Raw genomic sequence first — 24,186 nt, forward strand, 5'->3', positions numbered from 1 at the left:
TCTCACTGGTCTTTTCGGCGCAGTTGCCCCTTCTTTGACGAATAATAGAAATTGATGAATTCGCCGGTTTTATGGCCTGCCCGATCAGATACGATTATTTCCAAATGGTGCTTACCCTCGTTCAGCGGCTCGTACGGCTCGGTTACACACAGGTGTGATTCCGGGTCGTATTCGGGAATAAGCCATTGTCCATCGAGTTTGATGTAGACGTCATTGTCGTCGTAGATACCCGATAAGGCATCGTCAGCCGTGAATCGAATAACCGGTCGTGAATCATGGTAGGTACGACCATCGCTTAGCGAAAGGTTCGATATCGACGGCGGATTGTTGTCAAAGACTCCGGCAAACGAGCCGCCTCCGCTTGATTGGGCCGAAAGCGTATCGCTCGCTGTCGAATCGCTGAGCCAGATCCATTTGTCGTCTTTTTTGTCCAACCAGCACAGTCCGATAGGAACCTGACTGACGGACTTACTTGGCACCCACAGTTCGATATCGAAAGGTTCTTTGGTAACGAACTGCTCCGGGAAAATCTGGTAATGTGACGAACACATACTTAAAAGGGAGCGATCGCGAGGGATGTTGTACTTAATCTCCACGAAACGCGGCGTATACAAGTTTTTCTTTCCTATGTAGGCTGTGAAAAACGTGTCTGCCGCTAACGCCTGACGTTCATCGAATCCCGCCGCGAACAAAGCAACCGAATCCTCGAACACTATCACTTCCCGTTTCGGATCGAGTGAGGCGGTGGCTCCGATACGTGTTATCCGGCGATATTCGGGCTTGGGGCGAATGAAACAGGCATGGTGTTCCATATTCAGGTACTGGGGGTATTCGACTCCCAATAAACGGTCGCCGTCATATAATTCAACGCGCATCTCTGAGCCGGTTTTATGAGCGGCCACGATATCAACCAGCAAACCGTCTTCCAGCACTTCATGACTGATCTTTAGTCGATCCGGCTGTTCCTTATTTGTCCCGTTGAAGATATTGTCGGGAATAATACAGTTGCCGACAAAACCAACCACTCGCAGCACCGCCCCTTTGACCCCATAACCGTCAACCAGGCAGCGTAATCCCCCGTCCGGATCACTGAAGACATAAAGGTTGCTCGGTTCACCCCAGCTATTACGAAGATTGCGCATGATCCGTACCGAATCGAGACCAAGACTGGTCCAATTCGCGACCGGGGTCAGATAAAACCAGGTGCTGTCACCGGGTAAGGCGACGGTCGAGTCAAGATCGAAAATGTTCCCATCCGGACCCCAGATAAAATCGAAACTGACTTCGGCTTTGTTGCCCGAAGCGTCTGAAGCTACTATTCGCGCCTTATGCCGCCCGACGGAAGCGTTACCGTCAGTACCATAAATTCCGTCTCCCGGACCGATAGAACGAGAACCGGGGAAGCTGTTACCGGGGTATTTGAACAACCGGCGCACCGGTTTTTTGTCGCGGACCGCCGCTTCGTAATCATATTCGAAACATACCGAACGAGTATTGTCGAAATCGAGCGAGTCCCAGGTTACCCGATAAAAAGGCTTATCGTCGATGAACAATTCGTACTCGTACACCGCCTGTTTCATGCCGTCTTTGCGCATTTGATCGAATCCCTCGACAAGCACCCCGAACGGACGATTGAAATACACGATGGTGTCGATGGTATAAATTCCCGGGACATCGGTCGCCGTGATCGGCAGCAACATTTTGCGACGGGCATTATCGAACAGGGTGTGGTCATCGGTCATTTCGAATCCGATACGGACTAGTTCCGGACGGACACGATCGCTGAGACTGAAACCATGGGTGAGCGGATTAATCGGCACGTTGGCTCCGGTTCGCTCTTCGAAATGAAGATGCGGCGCTCCCACGCCGGACTGACCGGAATAGGCGATGAATCCCCCTTTGTCGATTTTAATCGAGTCTTTCGGCAGATAGAAATCGACAAAATACCGTTGCTGGCGTCGCTGTTCGTTACGAACTGCTTTTTCGATTTCCGGCGAGAACCCGGAAAGATGCCCGTAGACATAGATATGCCCGTCATCGCCCTTGATGTATAATCCCTTGCCGTATCCATAATAGGACATCGAAACACGCCATACCCAGCCTGAAACCGGCGAAAACACACCGACACCGGTCTGCCCTCCGGTTCGCAGATCGAGACCGGCATGGAAATGACCGTCTCGGAAATCTCCGAATCCTGACGAAAGATCGATACGATTCTTAATGGGCCACAACTCTTCTGCCGAGGCCGAAATGCCCAACATGATCAGAAGGACTAAAAATGTTCTAAATGGAGCCGATAATCTATTCATCATGTTTTATGTAACCTATAATGGGCTTGAAAGTTACAAGGTTTATACACAAAAAAACAGCGGTTTTTCAAAATATGTGTAGGCTTCCACTTGTATATTCGGAGCCCTTGCTTATATTCTGAAGCTGACCCGGCCCCGGGCCGGCAAACCTGTGCAGATAGTAAACGTTTCGTGAATATGATTGGAGACAGCTCTAATGTTTGATGCTCTACGCAAGATGATCTTACCGATTATCATCATCGTCCTCGTTTTCTTTGTGGCGATGATCGTGCTGCAATGGGGTATGGGAATGTCCTCCCGCAGTATGTATCAGGCGGCAAACGTAGCCGGCTCGGTCAACGGTGAAGAGATCACTTGGGAGACCTACAACCGCGCCTATAACACCCTTATCCGTGCGGCTATGGAAGAGAACCCGGACGAGGACCTGCCTGACAGTAAAATCGAGGAAATTCGCAGTAGCGCCTGGCAACAGGTGCTCTATGATAAGATCCTCCAACAGGAAGTTGAAAAACACAACATCATCGTCACCGACCAGGAACTATATCAGTATCTCAGTCGGACACCTCCGCAGGATCTGATATCGCAACCTTCGTTCCAAACCGACGGCAAGTTCGATTACCAGAAATACATGATGGCTCTTGCCGATCCCAACATGGCCGGCTTCTGGGCGCAGATGGATCCGATCTACCGTAACGAGATTAAAAAGCTCAAAGCTCAGGAATTGATTATTCAGGCGGCTCACGTCTCTGAATCGGAAATCCGTGAGTTCTTCATGGCTGATCAGGAACGAGTTAAAGTAGGCTTGATCAACGTCGCTTACGCCCGCTTCTCGAGTCCTTCTCCGACCAGCACCGACGAGGAAAAACGTGCGTTTTTCGACGAACACATCGATGACTACAATCTCGATGATCGTTCTCGTTTGAACATCGTTATGCTCGAAAAGGAGCCGGCGCCTCTCGACTGGGCCGAGGCTGAAGAACAAGCCAAAGCTCTTCGTGACAGCGTTATGGACGGCGCTGATTTCGAACGCATTGCCTCGGAGTTCTCGCAGGATCCTTCCGCCGCCACCAATAAAGGTGATCTGGGCTGGTTTTCCCGTGGCGAGATGGTCAAGGACTTTTCTGATAGAGCCTTCTCGTTGAAGGATGATGAGATTTCCGAACCGGTACGCACTCAATACGGCTGGCACATTATCAAGAAGCTCGGTTCCAAGACCGAAAAAGAAGTCCCGCGCGGCAAGACTGAAGCTGAAAACGTTGAAAAGGTTCACTGCCTGCATATCCTCGTCAAGGCGGAAGCATCGGCAGAAACACTCCAGGGCCTTCAGTCACGTTTGATCGAATTCGCTACGGTCGCCAAGGACGATGGATTCCTCGCCGCGGCTGAGGAACTAAGTCTTCCCGTTAAAACCACCGCCAATTTCTTCAAGGACAAGAACATTCAGTTCATTGGCAACGACCCGGTGGCCAACGCCTTCGCTTTCGAGCATGAGAAAGGTGCGATTTCCGACGTGATGGAAAATCGCAATGCATTCTTCGTTATCGAAGTTGCCGATCGAATTCCGGCTGGTCCGGCTAAATATGAAGATGCGGCCAAAGCCGTTGCCCAGGATATCGTCCTTTGGAAAGTCTCCACCCTTTGTCGCGACACGGCTAACGCTATATGGGCAGAGATAGAAAAAGGTGTCGACTGGAAAAACGCCGCCAAGAAATATAGTGAGGAATACGAAACACCGGATCCGTTCAAACTCGGCGGATATGTTAAAGGATTAGGACGTGACCCCAAGGCTATCGGCGCCGCTTTCAGCCTCAAGGAGCCAGGTCAGACTCTTCCTCCAATCGACTATGATCAGGGTACGGTCATGATGAAACTCATCGAGCGGACCAATCCCGATCTGAGTCAGTATGCCGGTGTTCGCGATTCTATCAGCAACGAATTGATGATTCAGAAACAGAGAGAACTATACGCTCGCTGGTTCCAGATTCAGATTCAGAATTCGGCGATCGTCAACAACACCGAGCGCACCAACGCTCCCCGTGACAGCTATTACTAGACGACTTCAGCTTGCGAAGATAAAAGGGCTCGTCGACACGACGAGCCCTTTTCGTTGGTGCTATTTTTATTGATTCCGTCCGGGTGTCACAGCGGAGAACTAAGCAGTTCGATATCGTCAATCCAGACCGTGCCGCCTCCCTCGACAACCAGGTTCAAACGAATCAACTCAGACACTTGTCCTTTTTCGAGCCGGAAGGGGGTCGACTCGATCGCCCAGTCGTTGCTGCCGCTCAACGGTGAACCGAGATCACGCGAGAAATACTCCGCACCGTCGACACCACACCACATCTCCAGATAAACCTTGCCGGTGATATCCTGCGTTCTCAGTGCGGCCTGATACACGAGAAACGTTTCATCGAGATGCAGATCGTTAACCACCAGCAACGGAACCGAAACGGTGGAATCAGTGGTAATCCTGATCGAGCCGTGCCCATCGTAACTGACCATACTGTCGAAAACGGCGTAAGGTGTTACTTCCAGACCGTCAATGTCGTCGAGAGCATACGACCGCAGCATTTTATCGCGGCCGGGTCCGGCAGAGCATCCGATCAGCAGCACTGCTCCGAATATGAATGTCAGTACTAAACGCATATTATACCCCTCATTTATGCTGTTATTGTCGGCGGGATAAACAACCTGCTTGAGGTAGGCGATTACTACCGCTTCAGGAATGCCTGAAAACCGGTTATCCCTGGAAGAACTAAGCCCTTAACCGATGTAATGGACCAAAGCAGGGGCTGTCCTCCACGGGGATTGTGGAAAAACTTCTGTTGCTGCGGAGACAAGCTCCGCCGCTACGCGTTAGGAATCCTGATCCCGCGTAGCGGGCGGCCTTGTGTCGCCCGCAATTTGGTTGTGTTTTTGTAGAGTATTTTAGCGTGAGAACTTATTCAACAAGTTCTACGGCTCCGAACGGCTCGGCTGTAAACACCGATCTGCTCTTACATGGTCTCGTAATTGGGCCCCTCGCCTCCCTGCGGCACGACCCAGCGAATCACCTGATAGGGATCAACGATATCGCAGGTTTTGCAATGGATGCAGTTGGACGGCGTCAATTGCAGTTTCTTCTTGCCGGGGCGGCTGTCGTCATCGACCATTTCATAAACCTGGGCCGGACAAAAATGCTGGCAGGGATTACCGTATTCTTCGGTGCACTGATTGTTGCAGATATCCAGATCGGCTATCACCAGGTGCGGTAGTTGCTCTTCTTCGTGCATGGTACCGGACTTGTAGACATCGGTCAGCTTGTCGAAAGTATACTTGTTATCGAACTTGACTTTCTCTTTGACCAGATCACGTCCGGTCATACGACCGTATTCATCCAGTTTGCACATGTACTTGTAATCGGGTTTGTTGACGCGATGGTCGAAAAATCCCCGGCCGCCGCAAAACACCTGGGTGGCGCCATGGAACAAACCGGCCAGCAATCCCCCCTTGAACGAAGCATGGAAATTACGCGTTTTGTATAACTCCTCGCGCGCCCAGCTCTGATCGAAACGTTGCTGATAACCGGCCAGCGCATCAGCCGAAAAATTGTCGTTTTTAAGACAATCGAACAAGGTTTCCGCCGCCATGATGCCGGACTTGATCGCCAGATGAATTCCCTTCAGTTTCTGCGGATTGAGCATCCCGGCCGAATCACCGCAAAGCAGAAGACCGTCGTGGGTGAGCTTCGGCATCGAATAAAAACCGTTGTCGGGAATCGTCTTTGCCCCATAATGGAGCATCTCACCGCCCTCGAGTATCGCTCGCATGAATGGATGCGTCTTGAGGCGCTGGAATTTCATGTGCGGGTCGTTCATCGGATCAGGTGAGGCTAAACCGACCGCGTATCCAACCGAGACCATCGTGTCGCTCATGGCATAAACCCAACCGCCACCGTACTCATCGTGCGGCTGTGGCCAACCAATCGTGTGATATACCTGTCCTGCTTTTATCCTGCCTTCCGGTACCTGCCAGACCTCTTTGACGCCGGTCAGATAAGCCTGCGGTAAAGAGTCCTCGCGCAGACACGGGATATTTTCGAAAGCACGTCGGGTCAAAGAACCATGAACACCCTCACAGAGAACCGTCACCTTAGCCTCGATAATCGAACCGGGTTCGAAATTACTGCGTGGCTCGCCCTCCTTATTGAGTCCCATATCAACGGTCTGGACCCCCGTCACCCGGTCATCCTTGATGATAAGATCGTAACCGGCCAGTCCGGCGTAGATATCGACCCCACAGGCTTCTACCTGCTCACCCAGCCAGGCGGTGAGTTTGTTGAGTGAAACGATATAGTTCCCCTCATTGGAGAGTTCCTTCGGCAGAAAAGGAATTCTGATAGCTGACTGCTTGTTCAGATAATACATGGCATCGGCAATCACCTCGGCTTCGAGAGGTGCCCCGAGTTCCTTGTAGTCCGGGATTAACTCCGCCAGACCACGCGGATCCATCACCGCTCCGGAGAGTGAATGAGCTCCCACATGGGCTCCCTTATCCATCAGGAGAATCTCCGGCATTTCAACGCTGCCGTCAGCCTCGACCAGTTTGGCCAATTTGTAGGCGAGCGCCAGCCCGGCCGGCCCGGCGCCAACGATTAATATGTCAGTCGGGAGAATTTCGCGCTCAATATCCATACCTATACCCTTGCCTACTTGTTGTCGTTCAATGGCATGGAATATAACGAGCCAAAGCTCAAAAGAAAAGCGATTTTGCGGACAGCTTTACTTACCGGCGGCAGCAGCCTGCTGACGCGAACCTCTGCGGTTGCCCTTGCTGTTCTGATTATCGTTCCGCCGTTGTGGCGGCTGGACCTCAATCAACTGACCATTCGAGTTCAACTGCAACATATCTTTGATCTTGTCGCGAGCAAAACCGACTGTTATCAGCCGCGTATTCTTGATAATCGGCCGCTTGATTAACGTATAATCCTCGGCCATCATCTTTATCAGTTCAGTTCGTGGCGGAAGACCTTTGTCTAATCCGCGTTTGGCGTAGGACTCTGAAAGAGTGTTGACAAAATGGGATATTTCCAGGTTGCCGATCAAGCGCGAAAGTTCATCCTCGGACAGAGGTTTCTTCTCCATGTCCCGGTAGTCAACCATCACTCCGGTCTCTTCTACGAACTTTCGTGTCTCCTCACAGATGTCATCACTGCCGTAGCACAGAAACAACACTCTTTTGGAAGGCATAACAACTCCTGCTTATGCGTACAAACTTGAAGGAACTTACAACGTCGGTTCCGACAAAGCCTGAAGATTTGGGTGGTCTCAGATCGCTCCCGTTACGGGAAAAACCCCTCGGCGATCATTTAGTGACCGGTCACGGTCGGGGTCAGATACCCCTTAGGTGATTAGCGGCTAATAAAAAGCATATTCCCCGGGCTTTGTCAACCAATTTCTAACTCAAGATTCAGTTTCTGATGTCTGTTCGGACTTATTAAATTAGAGATCGAGCTTATGCTCGCCGTCCCTGGTTATGTCCGGTAGTGCCCCCGGTGTCCTGTCCAGGCTTCCAATAACTGGTTGTCGCTAGAACTATCGACTGGGAGAAGCAGCTCGATGGACACCCTAATGATACTATCGGGTCATCGACGCTGCCGCTTTAGAAACGTTCAATCACACCTTTAACGAATTACCCGTCGGTTTTGTTTCATTCTTCATGTTTTATGACAGTTTTGTCAACAAAAAGGTAGAATTGATCGATGAGATCGGTCAAAAAAGCTGCATAACCGCCGGTAAACATGTTCATCAACCGCAGATACAAACCCCACTATTAGCAACGAAGAGAACTGATTTCATGTATCGGACGGCCCGGTCTCACTCATATAACGGTCTGATTGCATTAAACATCCGGAGGGATTACGACTACCGGTTACAAATTCCATCAATGTTTTATTGATCAGAGACGAAGAGCTATCGCTATTCCGTCGTTTATCGGTATGATTGTCGTGAAGAATCGTTTATCGTCGTAGAGTTTCCGAGTGAATTCGATAATTGCCTGAGTAGCTTTGTCGGGTTTATCATTCAATACCCGACCACTCCAGATAACATTGTCGGTGATAAACAATCCTCCCCGTCGCAATTTTCGCGCCGCCGGTTCGATTGTCTCGGGATAATTTTCTTTGTCGATATCGTTAAAAATGTACTCGTCCGGTTAACGGCGAGCCGAAGAATTCGTTTCGGCGGGTTTGTTACGTACCGGGATGATTACTTCAGCCCGACCGTTCGATATCTCGACCAGTCGCTCGATCACGGCATCGACCAGAAACTGAGGCGTCGAGGCCCCGGCTGACACTCCGACATTGTTTACATCGGCAGCCTCGAACCAGTTCGGATCGATATCATCCTTGCTGTTGATCAGTCGTCCCCGTCCGCAGGCGGCCTCTGAGATTGCCGTGAGACGATTGGAATTCGCCGAAGACCTGGATCCCACCACGAGTATTATATCAACCTTCGGAGCCAGCTCCATGATTGCCGACTGCCGCTGTGTCGTGGCATTGCAAACGGTGTTGAATACTTTTATGTGCGGCCATTTTTCAAGCGCTACCGCTTTGATCTCGTTGAATAAATCGACATGCGCGGTAGTCTGTACCGTCAAACCTAATTTGCGATCTTTCCAGTCCGGTAAAGCCAGCATTTCTTCCTTGTTGCCGACCACCGTGATTCGATCCGGAGCATGCCCGACCACCCCGGCGGTTTCGTCATGGTGTGCTTCCCCGAAATGGATGATATAGTATCCCTGGCCGATCGCTTTCTCGATAATTTCATAAATTCGCGTCACCAAAGGACAGGTGGCATCGACCACTGTCAAGCCTTTGGCCTCGGCGCGATGGACGATTTCCGGAGAAATGCCGTGAGCGGAAATAATCAACGTCCCCCGGTCGACTTGATCCACGTTCAGAACCTGACCGACTCCCTTCTGTCGGAACTTCTCCACCACCGCTTCATTGTGAACGATTTCGTTGAGAATCGTTACATTCTCTTTACCGGCCAACCGGTCGGCCGTCTCTTCGGCTATCTTAATTGCCCGCTTCACCCCCATGCAGAATCCCTGATGGCGGGCGAGATAGATCTTCTTGATCATATCAGTTATCCCTGTGTCTTGATCGAACCATGGCCGTCCGGTTGTATATCAACCTATACGGATTGAGATCCGGATTTCAGGGCAAAATGTGTCAGAAAAAACTCGAGCAGTCGCGTGTCGTCGTCAAGCTCGCTGTGAAAAGAACTGGCCAGATGCCGCTCGGAGGCCACCAGCACCGGTGAACCGGCATACTCGGCAAGTGGTGTCAGACGATCACCGAGCCTTGTCAACCTTGGAGCCCGAATAAAAGTCGCCGTCAATTCAGTCGCGGTTCCGTCCAGATCAGCCGTGACTTTCTCTTCGAACGAAAACACCTGGCGTCCATAGCCGTTACGCAGCACGCTCATATCCATCAGGGCCAGCGGTTTGATCCCAGCCTGGTTGTCGATTACCTCTGAAGAAAGCATAATCATCCCGGCACAAGTACCCCAGATTGGTTTCCTTGCCCCGAATTCGAGCAGCGGTTTACGCAACGCAAAACGATCCATAAGCTTATCCATCGTGGTCGATTCTCCGCCGGGAATGATGAGGGCGTCAAGATCGGTTAAATGATCCGGAAGTTTCACCAGGTGTGGCTCTGCCCCGAGCAGGGCAATCTGCCGCCGATGCATCTCGAAATCTCCCTGAAGGGCCAGTACCCCGACCTTGAGTTGTTCTATTGCATGGACCACGCTCACTCCTTTTCCAAAACCGCAGTAAATAAAGGGATGATTCCGGCCCGGTCAAGGGGAGGTTGTCACACAAGGGAAAAGAACTACACCAAATCGACGGGGCAATCCTTTCGTGGGCGGCAGACGTCTGCCCCTTTGCCTGCACCGTCACGATAGAAACCGTAGGGCAGATATCCCCGAGACCTGCCGGATCGCGATGTCGTTCGATTAAAGCGACAGAGATATCTGGGGATGTTCGCGACGGAGAGACTCTGGAACTTCGTTGTTTTGTGGGCGGCAGACGTCTCGTCTGCCCCTGTGTCGGCACCTTTAATTGATCCGTAGAACAAGTTTGCAGGTCAGGTTGCTTGCAACCTGACACTGTAGGGCACGTCTCCCCGAGACGTGCTATGGATTGGCAAGACGCCGAATGTAGTTCGTGGGTCGCTCACGTTATCTCATACATCCCTCCCCCACAAAAAAAGGCGGGACTTAAATCCCGCCTTAACGACGTTTATTATCTCTTCGTTCTGCCCAGCTCAGCGGGTATGCAGGAGATTTTCCTTATCGATCGATGAAACCTGAATCCCTTTCATCGCCTGGCCCAATCCACGCGAGGCATCGGCTACGATCTTGTAATCATCGTAATGGGTAGTGGCGGAGACAATCGCCTTGGCGCGTGCTTCGGGATTGTCGGATTTGAAAATCCCCGATCCCACGAACACCGCCTCGGCTCCCAGATGCATACACAGTGCAGCATCGGCCGGGGTGGCAATTCCGCCCGCCGCGAAATTCGGCACCGGCAGCTTACCTGCCTTGGCTACCATTCGCACCAGTTCGATCGGCACCCGATGCTCCTTAGCCACACCGTACAGTTCATCCTCGCGCATGCTCGTCAGGGCGCGCATTTCGGCGTTGATTTCGCGCAGATGTTTCACCGCCTCGGAGACATCACCCGTTCCGGCCTCACCCTTGGTACGGATCATCGCCGCTCCCTCGGAAATACGGCGCAACGCTTCGCCCAGATTACGGCAGCCGCATACGAACGGGACCTTGAAACTCCACTTGTCGACATGATATTTGTTGTCGGCCGGAGTCAGCACCTCGGATTCGTCAATAAAATCGATTTCGAGCGTTTCGAGCACGTGTGCCTCGGAAAAATGCCCGATTCGGCATTTGGCCATAACCGGAATCGTCACCGCTTTTTTGATCTTCTCGATAATATCCAAGTCGGCCATACGCGCCACGCCGCCTTCAGCGCGAATATCCGACGGGACTCTTTCGAGCGCCATGACGGCTGCCGCACCGGAGTTCTCGGCTATCTTGGCCTGGTCGGCGTTGACCACATCCATGATCACCCCGCCTTTAAGCATCTCCGCCAGACCGACTTTAACTTTGTGCTGTTTATCGTTGAAATCAAACATTGTTACCTCCAATGGAATCGATCAAATCCTATCCTGCCGGCTTGGCCGCCAATATCGCCGATATATATCACCGACGTGCGGATTCCGGACCTGAACAATCAATATAATATGAAACTTTCGGCAAAAACAAGGCCTATCAGGTCTTTAACCATATTCAACCGTCCAATTGTTAAACGCAAAAACGGCCGATCCTGAGAGGATCGACCGCCTTTAATTATTGATTTTTTTGTCTTTTATTTACGGCCGCGCTTGAATCGTCCGAAATGCTGCTTCTTGAGAGCCTTTTTGAAAGACACTTCCTGAACTTCCCAGAAATTGCGTAACTCACACTGGGTGAAATGCTCACAACGGCAGCCCTCCGGCTCCGTGCAAAGATTCAGATGCACCGGACCGTCAATCGCCTCAATGACATCGAGAAAAGTAATGTCTTTGGGGTCGTGCGCCAGCGCATAACCGCCCTTGACACCCTGGTATGAAACCAGGATACCGCCGCGAGTGAGATCTTTAAGAATTTTAGCCAGAAACTCACGCGGTACCGACTCGGCCTCGGCGATAGAGTTGATCGATCCCAGTTTACCCTTGGGAAGACCCGAGATATGCCGCACGGCACGAAGCGCATAGTCGGATTTTCTTGATAGCCTCATTGTCTGCTTCCCTTTTGACAGTATTAATTCAAAGTCATCTTATACCGTTGCAACATCCGGAAGATAACTATTGTTTCCCTATTTTTCCACGTTACGATAGATTATACACAGCTTTCTCGGCCTCGTCCATAAAAAAGTTGCAAATATCGACCTTCAATACGATGAATCCCCGACTTCACCCCTGCCTGACGCCCTTCTGATACATTGGTAGGATTATAGTAGACGGCCAATGTTTTATCAAAGGGAGTACAACTGCGGAATCTTACCTACCTGACTCCAGTTAATAATCTCGCGATGAAACCAACCATGTTGGTGGGCGGCCGACGTCCTCGTCGGCCCCTGTGTCTGTGGCCTTATGACACAAAACGAGAGAAATGTAGGTCAAGTTGCTTGCGACCTGACACTGCCGGGAAAGCCTCCCCGAGACCTGCTATAAATAAAACCGCTGTCCTGATTAAGAAGCCATTCGTGAGTGAATTCGATCGGATTGATTTAATGGAACAACCTGCTCGCCACACGTTGAGGCGCCATTTTAATTGACCGCACACCAGACAAGCATGTTATTATAACCTGAGAATAAAAATGAATTAACAAATCCGTGAGTGTTATGCCGAAAGTGCTGTTTCAACCCCTGGGAATTGAAGTCGAGGTTAAGGAAGGTACTATCTTACTTGACGCCGGGCTCGACAACAACATTCGCATAAACCACAACTGCGGCGGTAACTGTGCCTGCGCCAGTTGCCATGTTCATATCGAACAAGGATTCGACACTCTCAATCCCGCCGGCGACGATGAACTGGAGATGCTCGAAGAAGCCAATGACTACCGCGATAACTCGCGTCTTTCTTGTCAATGCCGCGTAACCTCCGACCTGGTCGTGCATATCCCTCCCTCTGAGGAGGATGATCTGGACGACCTGCTTTAGCCATTCACGAAATCGTTACAACTTAGCCACACCTTCTCGTACCGCTTCTATAGTAGAGAAAACCTCCCCGAGACCTGCCACCTTTAGTAACAGAGGAGAAATCATCTTGGTGGCCCACCCGTGCCTCGGGTGGGATTTACAAAGCGAAGTTTCGGCAATTGGTGGGCGGCCGACGTCCTCGTCGGCCCCTGTTTCTGTGGCTTCATGACACAAAACGAGAGGAATGTAGGTCAGGTTGCTTGCAACCTGACACTGCTGGGAAAACCTCCCCGAGACCTGCCACCTTTAGTAACAGAGGAGAAATCATCTTGGTGGCCCACCCGTGCCTCGGGTGGGATTTGCCATGCGAAGTTTCAACAATGCGTGGACGGATTGGTGGGCGGCCGACGTCCTCGTCGGCCCCTGTTTCTGTGATCCGCCCGGTAGGCGGCAATGGCAGCCTGTTTGATGACAGACCGTCATTGCTCATCAAACAAAGACACAAAAAAACAAAACGAACCCAATTCTCCGTAACTGACTGGAGGACACCGAATAGGAGCGATTTATATGGTTTAGAATGTGGATAACTCTAAATTATGACTGCTGATCGACCATTACTCCTGTCCGTCGCTTCCCACAACCGGATCATTACGGCTCAAAACAGCTAAACATCTGCCGATATCCTTACTATAACTCGATTTACGTGGATGTAAGGATTGATCCGAGCTAAACACACAGACGGTTACTCTCTGGTCGAACTCCTGGTGGTGATAATCATTGTCGGAGTCATTGCTTCGGTAGCCATTGACGGCCTCAACAAGGTTACCGAAACCGGCCGTTATGAAGAAACCATGCTGGAACTGGACCAACTGGCGGATGCCACAATCGGCCAGGCCGATCTTATAACCGGCGGCAGCCGAGTTGACTACGGCTATGTCGGTGATGTTGGTTCCATGCCGATCAGCCTGGACAATCTGGTGAACAGGCCGGGCGGTTACGTAACCTGGAACGGCCCGTATATCCATGACGATTTCTATGCTGCCGCCGGTGGGTCGGAAACCGAGTATCGTCTCGATGCCTGGGGAACAGCTTACACTTTCGGCGCGAATTATATCCGCTCCACCGGTTCCGGGAGCAACATCTCGCGCCGGCTGGCCAACTCCCCCTCCGACCTGCTTTACAACGAGGCGGATGTCCTGTTGTTAAACCTGGATTTATACCCACCTGGGCCGGTCTACCGTGATTCCGTCACGGTTACGATTCATTACCCAAGGGGTGGCGTGATGACCTCCTCCACCGTTAATCCGCGTGCCGACGGCCTCGCTGTGATCGACTCACTTCCGATTGGCCTGCACCTGGTCGAGATAGCCTGGCTGCCAACCGCCGACACCGTGCGTTATCGCCTGGGCGTTAATCCGGGCAAGCACAGCTATCTTGAAATCCAGCTCAACGGAGGAGTCTGGTGAAAATTCCTCCGACCAAACTGAACAGCCGGGCCGGTTTCGGTTTAATCGAGTTAACGGTTCTCATCGTCGTGATCGGAATAATGGCAGCGGTTGCCCTGCAGTCGGCGCAGACATCAGTCGACGATAGTCGCGAGGTGGAAACCAGAGAAGAAATGCAGGCTCTATCTTATGCCATTGTTGGCGACCCCAACCTTATGTCCGGCGGTCAGCGGAGCGATTTCGGTTATGTCGGCGATATCGGGGCATTCCCTCCCAACCTACAGGCGCTTTACTCCAATCCGGGTGCGTATACAACTTGGGATGGCCCTTATTTCCCAATAAAATTCCAGGGTGACTCCAGCAACTATCGATATGACGCCTGGGGTGCTCCATACGTTTACGACGGCGCCTTGACCATTACCTCATCCGGCTCCGGCAGTAATATCGTACAGTCGTTGGGTCATTCGACAACCGACTTCCTCTACAACGAAGTAACCGGCACTATAGCTGACTCATCGGGATCGGCGCCGGGAACAGATTTTGACGACTCCGTCCGAATCGAAGTGGTTATTCCGAACGGTTCCGGACACACAACGATAAAAACAGCACCCGTCTCCGCTGTCGGAACCTTCACTCTGGATTCGCTCCCGATAGGCCTTCACCCGGTTCGCGCCATTTACCTGCCGGAGAACGACACGCTGAGTCGTTTCGTGGCCGTCATGCCCCGTAATCGAGGCACCCTGGTGTTTCATTTCCCGACCGTTCAGTTCGCGAGTGATTCAACCTCGGCGGTGGACAACACCATTATCGTATCGACCGACAGTGATGCCTCGCTCGTTGGTCAGGCGATGGAGGATGAAGACCTCGTCGCTTACGACCGAATTCTCATGACCGCCTCGATGTACCTCGAAGGAGACGATATCTTCAGCAGCGACGAAGATATTGACGCCGTTCATATCGACAGTTCCGGAACCATCGTGTTCTCGACAGACGCTTCCGGCTCCATCGGTATGACCTGGTTCGACCGGGATGATCTGGTACGTTATAATCCCGTAACCGGCCTGGCGACCGTGATCTTCGATGGCTCCTCCCGGTTCTGGTGGTCAACGGACATAGACGCCGTTTACGTTTACCCCAACGGTAATTTGGTGATGTCTGTCAGAAGTGCGTCATGGATTTCCTGGCTCTACATCGACGATGAAGATTTGTTCGGCTATGATCCGTCGGCCGACACCGCCTGGATGATCTTTAACGGTTCCCATGTCTTTACCAGTAGTGCGGATATCGATGCCGTGCATATCCTCGATGACGGCAACATCGTATTTTCCTGCGATGCAACGGCTCAAATTGGTACTCTGACCTTTGATGATGAAGACCTCGTCTTGTACAGCCCCAGCACCGGTCAGGCAACTCTCTACTGGGACGGTGATGTGCCTTTCGGAACCACCGGTGAGGATATCGATGCCCTTTACATCGGTTATGTCGAGCCACCCAGTGGAGACATCGACACTCTTGTTCTTCGCCCCAACGGTGTCGGCAACGAGTCTCACTTGAGTACGTCCGGCTGTGGTGATAATTATCAGTGTGTCGATGAGTCCTCACCCGATGAGGATGCCACACGCCTTGAGCAAGCCAGCAACTCCTACGCCGACGATGCTTATGCAATTGAGGATCCGACCGTCTCCAGCGGTTCCATTGTCGGGGTACGTGTTGTAGCACGTTGTCGCCGTCATCACATGCAGGGAGATGTGCGGCTGCTGCTTTCGATTTCGGGAACCGAATACTACGGGACGAGTCAAAACCTGAGCGGCGGGTATACCGATTACAGTGAAACCTGGTCCACTAATCCGGCAACATCGGCTGAATGGACCTGGTCGGATATTACCTCACTCCAGGCAGGCATATCGCTACGCGGACAGAACTTCCACTTCCCCGGTTATTGCACTCAGGTATGGGTGGAGGTGATTTATGCGGATTGATCCTCTCAACACCAATGGTTCGCCGATGAGAGAAAACTCCCGGGTGCATAAAGACGGACAGTATATTCCGGTTCAGGCGTACGGTCAGCGCGGGGCAACTCTGATCGAGGTGGTGCTGGTAATAATAATCATGGGAATCCTGGCCGCCACCATGCTTCAGTCATCGGGCTCAATCGTGGAGACTGCCCGCTATGAAGAGACCAAACAGGAATTGGACCAGATCGCAGTCGCGATAATCGGTAATCCGTCACTCCGGAACGCCGGAGTCAGAACCGATTTCGGTTATGTCGGCGATGTCGGCGCCCTGCCGCCCAATCTCGCTGCCCTGAAAACGAATCCCGGGAGCTACACTACCTGGAACGGCCCCTATCTCGATGATGACTTCGCACAAGCAAGCGGCGAGTATGCACAGGATGCCTGGGGAACCGGCTATACATATACCGGCGGAGTCGAGATCAGATCGACCGGTTCAGGATCGGATATCGTCAAGCGGTTGGCCAACACTACAACCGAGTTACTGAACAATGCGGTTTACGGAAACGTGTACGACGCCGACGGCACCATTCCCGGATCGACCTACGCTGATTCCATCACCATACTCCTCAGCTACCCCGACGGCGCCGGAGGAACTGCGGCCGTGTCGACCAATCCGGATAACGGAGGTTACTACGAATTCAGCGGTATTCCTATCGGTCTGCATCCGCTTGAAATCGTCCTGGAAACGGAACATGACACTCTTCGACGATTCGTGGAAGTGACACCGGGTTCTTCGGCTTACCTCGCTCAGCGTTTGACCGACGATATTTGGTACTCATCGAGTGAAATTCCGGGCTTGATCGGACATTATCCACTCGATGACGACACCGGTCAGACAGCTATTGATCTCAGCAGTGCCGGATATGACGCCTATTTGCAAAACGATGCCGCCGGAGCCGGGTGGACATCGGCCGGGAAAATCAGCGGAGCGTTCGATTTTGACGGCGTCAACGACTACTTCCAGACCACCGTCAATAACACCGACCTGCAAATCGCCTCTGACTACAGCGCCAGTGTCTGGATCTACGCCGAGGCTTCTCAAGTCACCTGGGCCGCGATATTCTGCAAATGCACGCCCACCGGCAATGACAATCATTGGACCCTGCAATGGAACGATGCTTCCGGTACGAGCAAGAAACTCACCGTTTATCATCCCAGTGGCGGGAATTGGAGCAGCACCTGGCAGTTATCGGATGCGGCCGATGCCTGGCATCATGTAGTAATTACCTATGACGGCTCAGCCGGTGAAGCGATCCTGTATATCGACGGAGCGTTGTACGACCAAACCAGTTCATTGAGTCAGGGACCCGGAAACGGCGACGGCAAATTCCGAATCGGCTGCGACCGCACCAACTACACTTGGAACGGCAAAATTGACGACCTGCGGATTTACGACCGTGTGCTGTCGGCTGACGACGTTGTCAGTCTTTACAACATGGGGGTGTTGTAATGAACTTCTGTTTCAACGGGCAAGGCCGACAAACATCCCGCTTCACACAACAAAGCGGTTTCACCTTGATCGAGACAGTGATCGTCATTGTCATCATCGGTATCATTGCCTCCGTAGCCACGATGCGGATGGAGGAATCACTCGAAACAGCCAAATACGATCATACCAAGACTGAAATGGAACAATTGGTGCGAGCTATTGTCGGAAATCCGGAATTGTTTATCGACGGCCATCGCTCTGATTTCGGCTATGTCGGCGATGTGGGCGCTCTTCCCCCTAACCTTGACGCCCTGGTATCCAATCCCGGCAGCTATACCACCTGGGACGGGCCTTATGTCTCGGTTGCTGCCGGAGCCGATGACTTCAAAACCGACGGCTGGAACGCAACCTACGTTTATACGGGAACTAATCTTCGCTCGACCGGGTCAGGCAGTAATATCGACAAGACCATCGTTGCCAATACCGCCTGGTTAACCTCGAACCGGGTTGTCGGTTATGTGGTCGATGCCAATAACAGCTCTCCCGGCAGTCATTTCCAGGATTCCATTTCATTGCGGTTGTATTATCCCAACGGCAGCGGCGGGATGACCTCCGCGCCCGGCAGTCTGGAAACGGATGGAAGTTTCAGCTTCGCTTCGATTCCGATTGGACAACATCGCCTGCAGGCTATTCATCTGCCGACCTCGGACACCGTAGAATATCAGATAACGGTCGAACCGGGACGCACTACCCTGCTCAGCCTGACCTTCCCCGCCGACCTCTGGTAATCGAATCAGCTTTCCTGAATAACCAGGTTGATTCCGCGCTTTTTGAGCTTGGGGATAAACAGCGACGGGTTGACCACTTTCTCCTGAGGATAACATCCCCGCGCCGTAATCTCACCCGACGCCGCCATCTGGGCGATAATCGCCGCCGGGAAAGCCGTGGTACGCATCATCGCCGTCAAAGATTCTTTTGACTCCTGGCGGTCGACTATCTCGTAAACGATCTTCTTGGCAGCGCCGTCCTTGATCCCTTCACAGGTCAGACGTACCAGAACCATGTCGAGATCGCCATAACTCAGATTGCGGTCCAGAACCGCCTTGAGCACTTCTCGCGGGGCGACTTTTACACCGCCGACCTCGAGTTCCTGCCGCGAGGCAAGCCCTATCTCCAGCATTGGCTTGAAAAGACGACAATGTCCGGGATAACGGATGGTTTTATAATCGAGAAAATCGACTTTACCCTGATATGAATCCGGCAAGGTCGAGGTGCCGCCGGAAGTGTTAAAAGCCTCAAGAGCACCGATACCGTCGAATTCGAGATCTTCAATATCGCTCATAGGATTGACCGTCTTCTTGAAACCGCCTTCAAGGATAACACAAGGCTCCCAATACTCGTTGATCAAACCCTCAGCGGAGAAAACCATCTCATAGTTAAGCGGAGGACGCGGAGACTGCGGCAGACCACCGACACGAATCTTGATGCTCTTCACTTCATCGCAGCGAGAAACGGCATCAGCCGCCAGCAGCGACATCAGCCCCGGAGCCAGACCACAGTCCGGAATTATAATCACATCGGCCCGGGCAGCTTCATTGCTCATCTTAAGCTGGCTGTTGACGACATCGTTATTGCCGCCGAGATCGACCAGGTGACAATGGGCGGCAATAGCCGCACGGGTAAGTCCGGGATTGTATCGGTAAGTGATGCAGGAAACGGCGGCATCGTAAGGTTGCAACAACTCGACGGCAGCGGATTCATCACCGGCATCGAACCGCCCCGGCTTTCCCTTGCCGTAGCCGTATTTCTGGGCGACTTCGGCTGCCAGGGATTCATCTATATCAAAAACTCCGATTTCGTCGATAGCATCGTTTTGAGCCAGATCATACACCGCCGCTCGTCCCATCAGACCGGCGCCCAACACCGCAATCTTCATGTCACGTCTCCTTCTGTCTTTGAGGAGCCAATAAGCTCTATCAGGGGAAAATTGGCAAGAATTAACAGGGGATAATTCGTGTAAACAGCGGATCTGTTTTATCCGCCTAGATAAGCTGATTGGCCTTGCGGATCAACCACTCAAGAGAAAGCGCCCCCACGGCGATCATAAGCATCCAGAACTTGCCCCAAAAAGACAGTTCACGATGCTCATCCACGGCAATCGGGCGGAGATCAAGGGTAGACGTTAACTCGTTGAACTGATCGGCCTTGAGATACCTGCCGCCGGTCATACGAGCCAACTCGGCCAGCAACCCGGGACGACCCGAACGATCGAATTCTTCGAGTGAGAAAGACTCCACCCGAATTTGTCCGGAGACCTGTTTTAGCTGGGCGCTGTCGGTGGTCAGTTCGCCGTTGAAACGGTAGTCACCGGGAGGAAGATTGGCAAAACGGCCGGAGAGAATTCCCTCCCCCTCGCCGATCAGATCGGTTTGAAATTTCTCGCCGTTGTCGGTATTGATCAGATCGACAGTTCCACTGACACCGGGCAACGGTCGATACCCGAGGTCATAAGCATAGCCGGTGAATTGCACCGGTTCTCCTCGGGTGAAGACATCGCTTGATGGCTTTATTTGCAGCGGGGCAAAATCATCGCTAACCGTGAGCCATTCAACCGTACCGGAGAGGAATTTCGTATAAGGAGACTCATTCGGGTCAACGATTCGGGCCGAGAATCCCCACGGCCAGAAGGGAGTAGCGGCGGCGGCCAGTAGTTTACCGGCGCCGATACGTCGGAAGCCCAACACCGGAACTTCCCCGCGTCCAATCATTGGATTGACGGTCGTAGCCAGCAACACCGCCTGGCTTTGGACCGTGTCGCAAAAAACCAGGCGATCAAACGGTTGCAAATCGGCCCAGGCCTGCCGCACAGCCGCCTGTTCGTCGGCCAGCCGCACGACCGGGTGGAAAAGGTTGTCTTCGGTCGGCTGGGCATTGAACGACCGCGTGATCGGAGTGCGAACGGCGGTCGAGAAAAACGGCAAGAGGTCTTCCATCCATGGCTGAACTCTCCCATTGGCAAAATGCGGTCCCATAATCAACCACACCGCACCGCCACGATCGGACAGATAAGACTTGATTATACCGGCGTGAGGAGTCAGACGTGATGGATTCGGGTCATACAGGATCACCAGATCATAACGATTCAACTCGGTAATCCGGGTCGGGAAACTTCCGGCTAAATTCCCTGCCGGGGATCCTGTAACACGAAAATCAACTTCGTACTTCTCGGAACGATCGAGGAATCGTTTCAGGAATCCGACTTCATAATCGGGTGACTCGGCTATCAGGAGAACCGACATGCGACTCTTGAGCACCTTGACGGCATAGGTGCGATTGTTATTGTCGGAAGTACGCTCACCGTCAACCGGCACGATTCGCACCTGCAACATCTTCTGGCCGGGATCGGACGGGGTGTAGTCCAGTCGCACCTCCCCGAAGCCGTCCTCGACCGAGAGCGGAATCCGCTTCGTGGTAAGTGCTTTACCATTGTCAACCAATTCAACGGCAGCGGTCTGGTTGTGGGCGCCGTGCCATTTTAAGCGCGTTTTCAGCTCGGTGGGTTTGTCCGCGAACAGCACCGGATTGAATGAGACCTCATCAAGAGATATATCGAAATCCTGAGCGGCGGCGGCCATGTCAATCGTTGTCAAGGGGATTTCCGAAGAGGCCAGAGCCGCCTGGGGACGTTGACCGAAATTACTGTTGCCGTCGGTGAAAACCAACCGGCAGTCGGGCGGTTCGGCTAGTTCGACCGTCTGCAATCGCGCCAGAGCATCACCAAGAGCGGTTTTTTCCGGGTCGATTTCATCTGCCTGATCGCTCAATCCACCGCCGAAATAGAAAACTCTCAGCTTTGCTCGATCTTCAATATCGGACATCACCGGCGAAGATAACAACGAATCTACTCGTGCTCGCCGGGTCAGACCGTCTTCAACCGTTTCCATCGAGGCTGAACGATCAAGCAACAGGGTAACACGCGGCGGACGAGTGTACCTGTCGGTAAAACTCAACACCGGCTGAAGCAGGGTGGCAATCAGGGCGAGTAACGCAATCGAACGCAACACCACCATAACCACTCGAAGCCAGCCCGGTAGAGGAGGATTGGTACGACGATAGGTCCATATCGCCAGCGCTATCAGCAACGCCAGCACCGGCCATATCAACCATTGATAACCGGAGAGAAACTCAAGTTGTGGGTCTTCTATTCCGAACATTGTCTCTTTATACGCCCCAGCCCCGGTTTAGACGACTCGACATTGCGGGCAAGATCACTTGAAATATCTTGGAGGTAGATGTCGGCTACGCGTCGCAAAGCGATCAGGACGCACGCCGAGTGGTAAACTCAACCATGCTCACCAGGCTGTCCAGATAAGCCGACTTGTGCAACCGCGAGATAGCATCCAGACCCTGTTGGGCCGTGTCGGCTGCCCGCTTGTAGGCATAGTCAATACCACCGGTATCCGACACGAATTCGTAGACTCTCTGGAATTTGTCTTCCGTCTCGTCAGCCTTCAATAACGCCAATACCTCCTTGCGGACTTTAGCCTTGGCCTTTTGCAGGGAGTATATCAGAGGTAGTGTGACTTTGCCGGTCAGGACATCGTTCCCCGGTTCCTTGCCGGTAGTTTCGGCGTCTCCGACATAATCAAGAAGATCGTCGGCGATCTGGAACGCAATTCCGATTTTCTCGCCAAAGGTAGCCAGACGGTTCCGTTCGCTCTTCTGCTGATTAGTCAATATGGGACCGGCTTCGCAGCTCACGGTAAACAGCGATGCCGTTTTATCGGCAATGACGGTCAGGTATTCATCCTCTGAAAGGGCATAATTGCCGGTTTCCTCGATCTGACGCAGTTCACCGACTGAAACTCGCTCGGTAGCCATCGATATGGCATGCATCAACTCCAACGAGCCGGTTTCGACCATAATACGAAAAGCCTTGGCGAACAAATAATCCCCCATCAGGACCGAGATCAGGTTGGTCCATTGGGCATTGACTGTCTTAAGTCCCCGGCGCATGTCGGATTCATCGACGACATCATCATGAAGCAGGGTGGCAGTGTGGATCAATTCAATCGCCAGTGAAGCTTTGACGGAATACTCGGTAAAGCTGTCCGCGGCACGTGAGGAAAGAAACAGAAAAGCGGGTCGGATCCGCTTGCCGCGAGATCGAAGCAAGTGACGGGCGATCGATGAGATCAGCGGAGAATCACCACGCAGATAGTCGGCCAATCCACGGTCAAATGCCTCCAGGTCGGCCTTGACCGGCTCGGTATATTCCTGCATTCTACTCACATCCAACATGCCAATCTCCTGATCCCGTCCTTACTGACTCCTGGGAGGAAAAAATAGCCGTCCAATAACCGGCTGTCAATGGATTTGTCCCTAAGGGTTTCCCCGGATTATTGAACTTTCTCTCCCCCGTTCCAAAGAATGCTTTCAATCGCCTTGCGATAGTCCTCTCGCTTCAGATAGTCCCGGCCGTTGTGACCGCCTTCCAGATCAACCCAGGTCTTCGGCTCAACGGCTCGGTCATACAAAGCACGCCCCATCTCATAGGGAATCACCTCATCGTCCGGTGAATGCGTCAACAATTTTGGGCAAGTGACACGGGCAATCTTCTCAATCGAATCGAAACGATATTTCAGAAGCAAACCCACCGGAAGAATCGGGAACATCCTTTTCCCCATTGCCGCTATAGATGTAAACGATGACTCAACAATCAATCCCCGGCATGGTTTACGTGCCGTAATATCTATTGCCACCGCTCCCCCGAGTGAGCGTCCGAACAGAACGATCCGGTCAGGCTTGAATCTCTTTTCCGCCTGAAGCCAGTCGTAACAGACATCAACATCACGGTAGAGATTATTTTCCGAAGGCCGGCCGTCGGATTTACCGTACCCGCGGTAATCGAACATAAGTACGGCAACTCCAAACTCGTGGAGGAACTGCGCCGTCTCCAGGCGATGGGACATGTTGCCACCGTTGCCATGACAAAACAGCACCACCGGACTCAGTGAATCCGACTCTATCGGGAAATACCAGGCATGAACGAACGCACCGGTATCGACCGGTATCCGGCAATCCTCAAAAACAAGCCCGGCCTGATCCGGTGTCACCTCCAAATCGTGAGTCGGGTAAAACACCATTCGGTCCTGCGCATAATAGAGATACAGGCCGAAGGCTGCAAAAACTCCCACGATAACTGCAACAACGACCGACAACATCTTCATCCATTTCATGACTT

19 protein-coding genes are annotated in these 24,186 nt (G+C 52.4%); 6 read left to right on the plus strand and 13 right to left on the minus strand.

Annotated elements, in window-relative coordinates; all coding sequences use genetic code 11:
* Positions 1-2: 2 nt before the first annotated feature.
* Entirely contained in the window at positions 3-2,312 is a 2,310-nt protein-coding gene (locus PLF13_09075; GenBank protein HOP07429.1) for a hypothetical protein, read from the minus strand.
* A gap of 193 nt (positions 2,313-2,505) precedes the next feature.
* On the opposite strand from PLF13_09075, the gene PLF13_09080 reads away from it, so the two are divergent.
* Positions 2,506-4,362 (plus strand): peptidylprolyl isomerase, encoded by a 1,857-nt coding sequence (locus PLF13_09080; GenBank protein ID HOP07430.1) that lies wholly within the window; start codon positions 2,506-2,508, stop codon positions 4,360-4,362.
* Positions 4,363-4,448: 86 nt separating this feature from the next.
* Here PLF13_09080 and PLF13_09085 read toward each other — a convergent pair whose 3' ends face one another.
* The 8 genes from PLF13_09085 to PLF13_09120 form a co-directional block, all read right to left on the minus strand.
* The gene (locus PLF13_09085) at positions 4,449-4,955 is read right to left on the minus strand and encodes a hypothetical protein (GenBank protein HOP07431.1); all 507 of its coding nucleotides are present in this window, start codon (positions 4,953-4,955) and stop codon (positions 4,449-4,451) included.
* Between the two features lie 350 nt (positions 4,956-5,305).
* Positions 5,306-6,982, minus strand: coding sequence for an electron transfer flavoprotein-ubiquinone oxidoreductase (locus tag PLF13_09090; GenBank protein HOP07432.1), 1,677 nt, complete (start codon positions 6,980-6,982; stop codon positions 5,306-5,308).
* A gap of 87 nt (positions 6,983-7,069) precedes the next feature.
* Positions 7,070-7,537, minus strand: a complete 468-nt coding sequence (locus PLF13_09095; GenBank protein ID HOP07433.1) for an ArsC/Spx/MgsR family protein — start codon at positions 7,535-7,537, stop codon at positions 7,070-7,072.
* Positions 7,538-8,246: 709 nt separating this feature from the next.
* Entirely contained in the window at positions 8,247-8,489 is a 243-nt protein-coding gene (locus tag PLF13_09100; GenBank protein HOP07434.1) for a hypothetical protein, read from the minus strand.
* Between the two features lie 12 nt (positions 8,490-8,501).
* Positions 8,502-9,431 (minus strand): 4-hydroxy-3-methylbut-2-enyl diphosphate reductase, encoded by a 930-nt coding sequence (gene ispH / locus PLF13_09105; GenBank protein HOP07435.1) that lies wholly within the window; start codon positions 9,429-9,431, stop codon positions 8,502-8,504.
* A 53-nt stretch (positions 9,432-9,484) separates the two neighbouring features.
* Positions 9,485-10,102 (minus strand): pyridoxal 5'-phosphate synthase glutaminase subunit PdxT, encoded by a 618-nt coding sequence (gene pdxT / locus PLF13_09110; GenBank protein HOP07436.1) that lies wholly within the window; start codon positions 10,100-10,102, stop codon positions 9,485-9,487.
* A 518-nt stretch (positions 10,103-10,620) separates the two neighbouring features.
* Positions 10,621-11,505, minus strand: coding sequence for a pyridoxal 5'-phosphate synthase lyase subunit PdxS (gene pdxS, locus PLF13_09115; GenBank protein HOP07437.1), 885 nt, complete (start codon positions 11,503-11,505; stop codon positions 10,621-10,623).
* Between the two features lie 233 nt (positions 11,506-11,738).
* Positions 11,739-12,149, minus strand: a complete 411-nt coding sequence (locus tag PLF13_09120) for an Rrf2 family transcriptional regulator (protein ID HOP07438.1) — start codon at positions 12,147-12,149, stop codon at positions 11,739-11,741.
* Positions 12,150-12,756: 607 nt separating this feature from the next.
* Here PLF13_09120 and PLF13_09125 point away from each other — a divergent pair.
* From PLF13_09125 to PLF13_09145, 5 genes are all read left to right on the plus strand, one after another.
* Positions 12,757-13,074, plus strand: coding sequence for a 2Fe-2S iron-sulfur cluster-binding protein (locus PLF13_09125; protein ID HOP07439.1), 318 nt, complete (start codon positions 12,757-12,759; stop codon positions 13,072-13,074).
* Positions 13,075-13,769: 695 nt separating this feature from the next.
* Complete coding sequence (locus PLF13_09130) at positions 13,770-14,519, plus strand: prepilin-type N-terminal cleavage/methylation domain-containing protein (GenBank protein ID HOP07440.1); 750 nt, start codon at positions 13,770-13,772, stop codon at positions 14,517-14,519.
* Positions 14,516-16,477 carry a hypothetical protein gene (locus tag PLF13_09135; protein HOP07441.1) on the plus strand — a complete coding sequence of 654 codons (1,962 nt, stop codon included), beginning with the start codon at positions 14,516-14,518 and terminating at the stop codon, positions 16,475-16,477. The genes PLF13_09130 and PLF13_09135 overlap by 4 nt, the downstream gene beginning before the upstream one ends.
* Positions 16,467-17,963, plus strand: a complete 1,497-nt coding sequence (locus tag PLF13_09140; GenBank protein ID HOP07442.1) for a hypothetical protein — start codon at positions 16,467-16,469, stop codon at positions 17,961-17,963. Before PLF13_09135 ends, PLF13_09140 begins: the two co-directional genes overlap by 11 nt.
* Positions 17,963-18,730: a prepilin-type N-terminal cleavage/methylation domain-containing protein gene (locus tag PLF13_09145; GenBank protein HOP07443.1), complete on the plus strand. Its 768-nt coding sequence runs from the start codon at positions 17,963-17,965 to the stop codon at positions 18,728-18,730. Before PLF13_09140 ends, PLF13_09145 begins: the two co-directional genes overlap by 1 nt.
* A gap of 5 nt (positions 18,731-18,735) precedes the next feature.
* On the opposite strand, the gene PLF13_09150 is transcribed toward PLF13_09145, so the two are convergent.
* The 4 genes from PLF13_09150 to PLF13_09165 form a co-directional block, all read right to left on the minus strand.
* Positions 18,736-19,878: a saccharopine dehydrogenase C-terminal domain-containing protein gene (locus tag PLF13_09150; protein ID HOP07444.1), complete on the minus strand. Its 1,143-nt coding sequence runs from the start codon at positions 19,876-19,878 to the stop codon at positions 18,736-18,738.
* Positions 19,879-19,984: 106 nt separating this feature from the next.
* Positions 19,985-22,156, minus strand: a complete 2,172-nt coding sequence (locus tag PLF13_09155) for a hypothetical protein (protein ID HOP07445.1) — start codon at positions 22,154-22,156, stop codon at positions 19,985-19,987.
* A 103-nt stretch (positions 22,157-22,259) separates the two neighbouring features.
* Positions 22,260-23,243, minus strand: coding sequence for a polyprenyl synthetase family protein (locus PLF13_09160; protein ID HOP07446.1), 984 nt, complete (start codon positions 23,241-23,243; stop codon positions 22,260-22,262).
* A gap of 98 nt (positions 23,244-23,341) precedes the next feature.
* Positions 23,342-24,181, minus strand: a complete 840-nt coding sequence (locus tag PLF13_09165) for an alpha/beta hydrolase (protein HOP07447.1) — start codon at positions 24,179-24,181, stop codon at positions 23,342-23,344.
* Between the last annotated feature and the right edge of the window lie 5 nt (positions 24,182-24,186).

This window comes from Candidatus Zixiibacteriota bacterium (assembly GCA_035380245.1).
Classification (GTDB): Bacteria; Zixibacteria; MSB-5A5; order GN15; family FEB-12; genus DAOSXA01.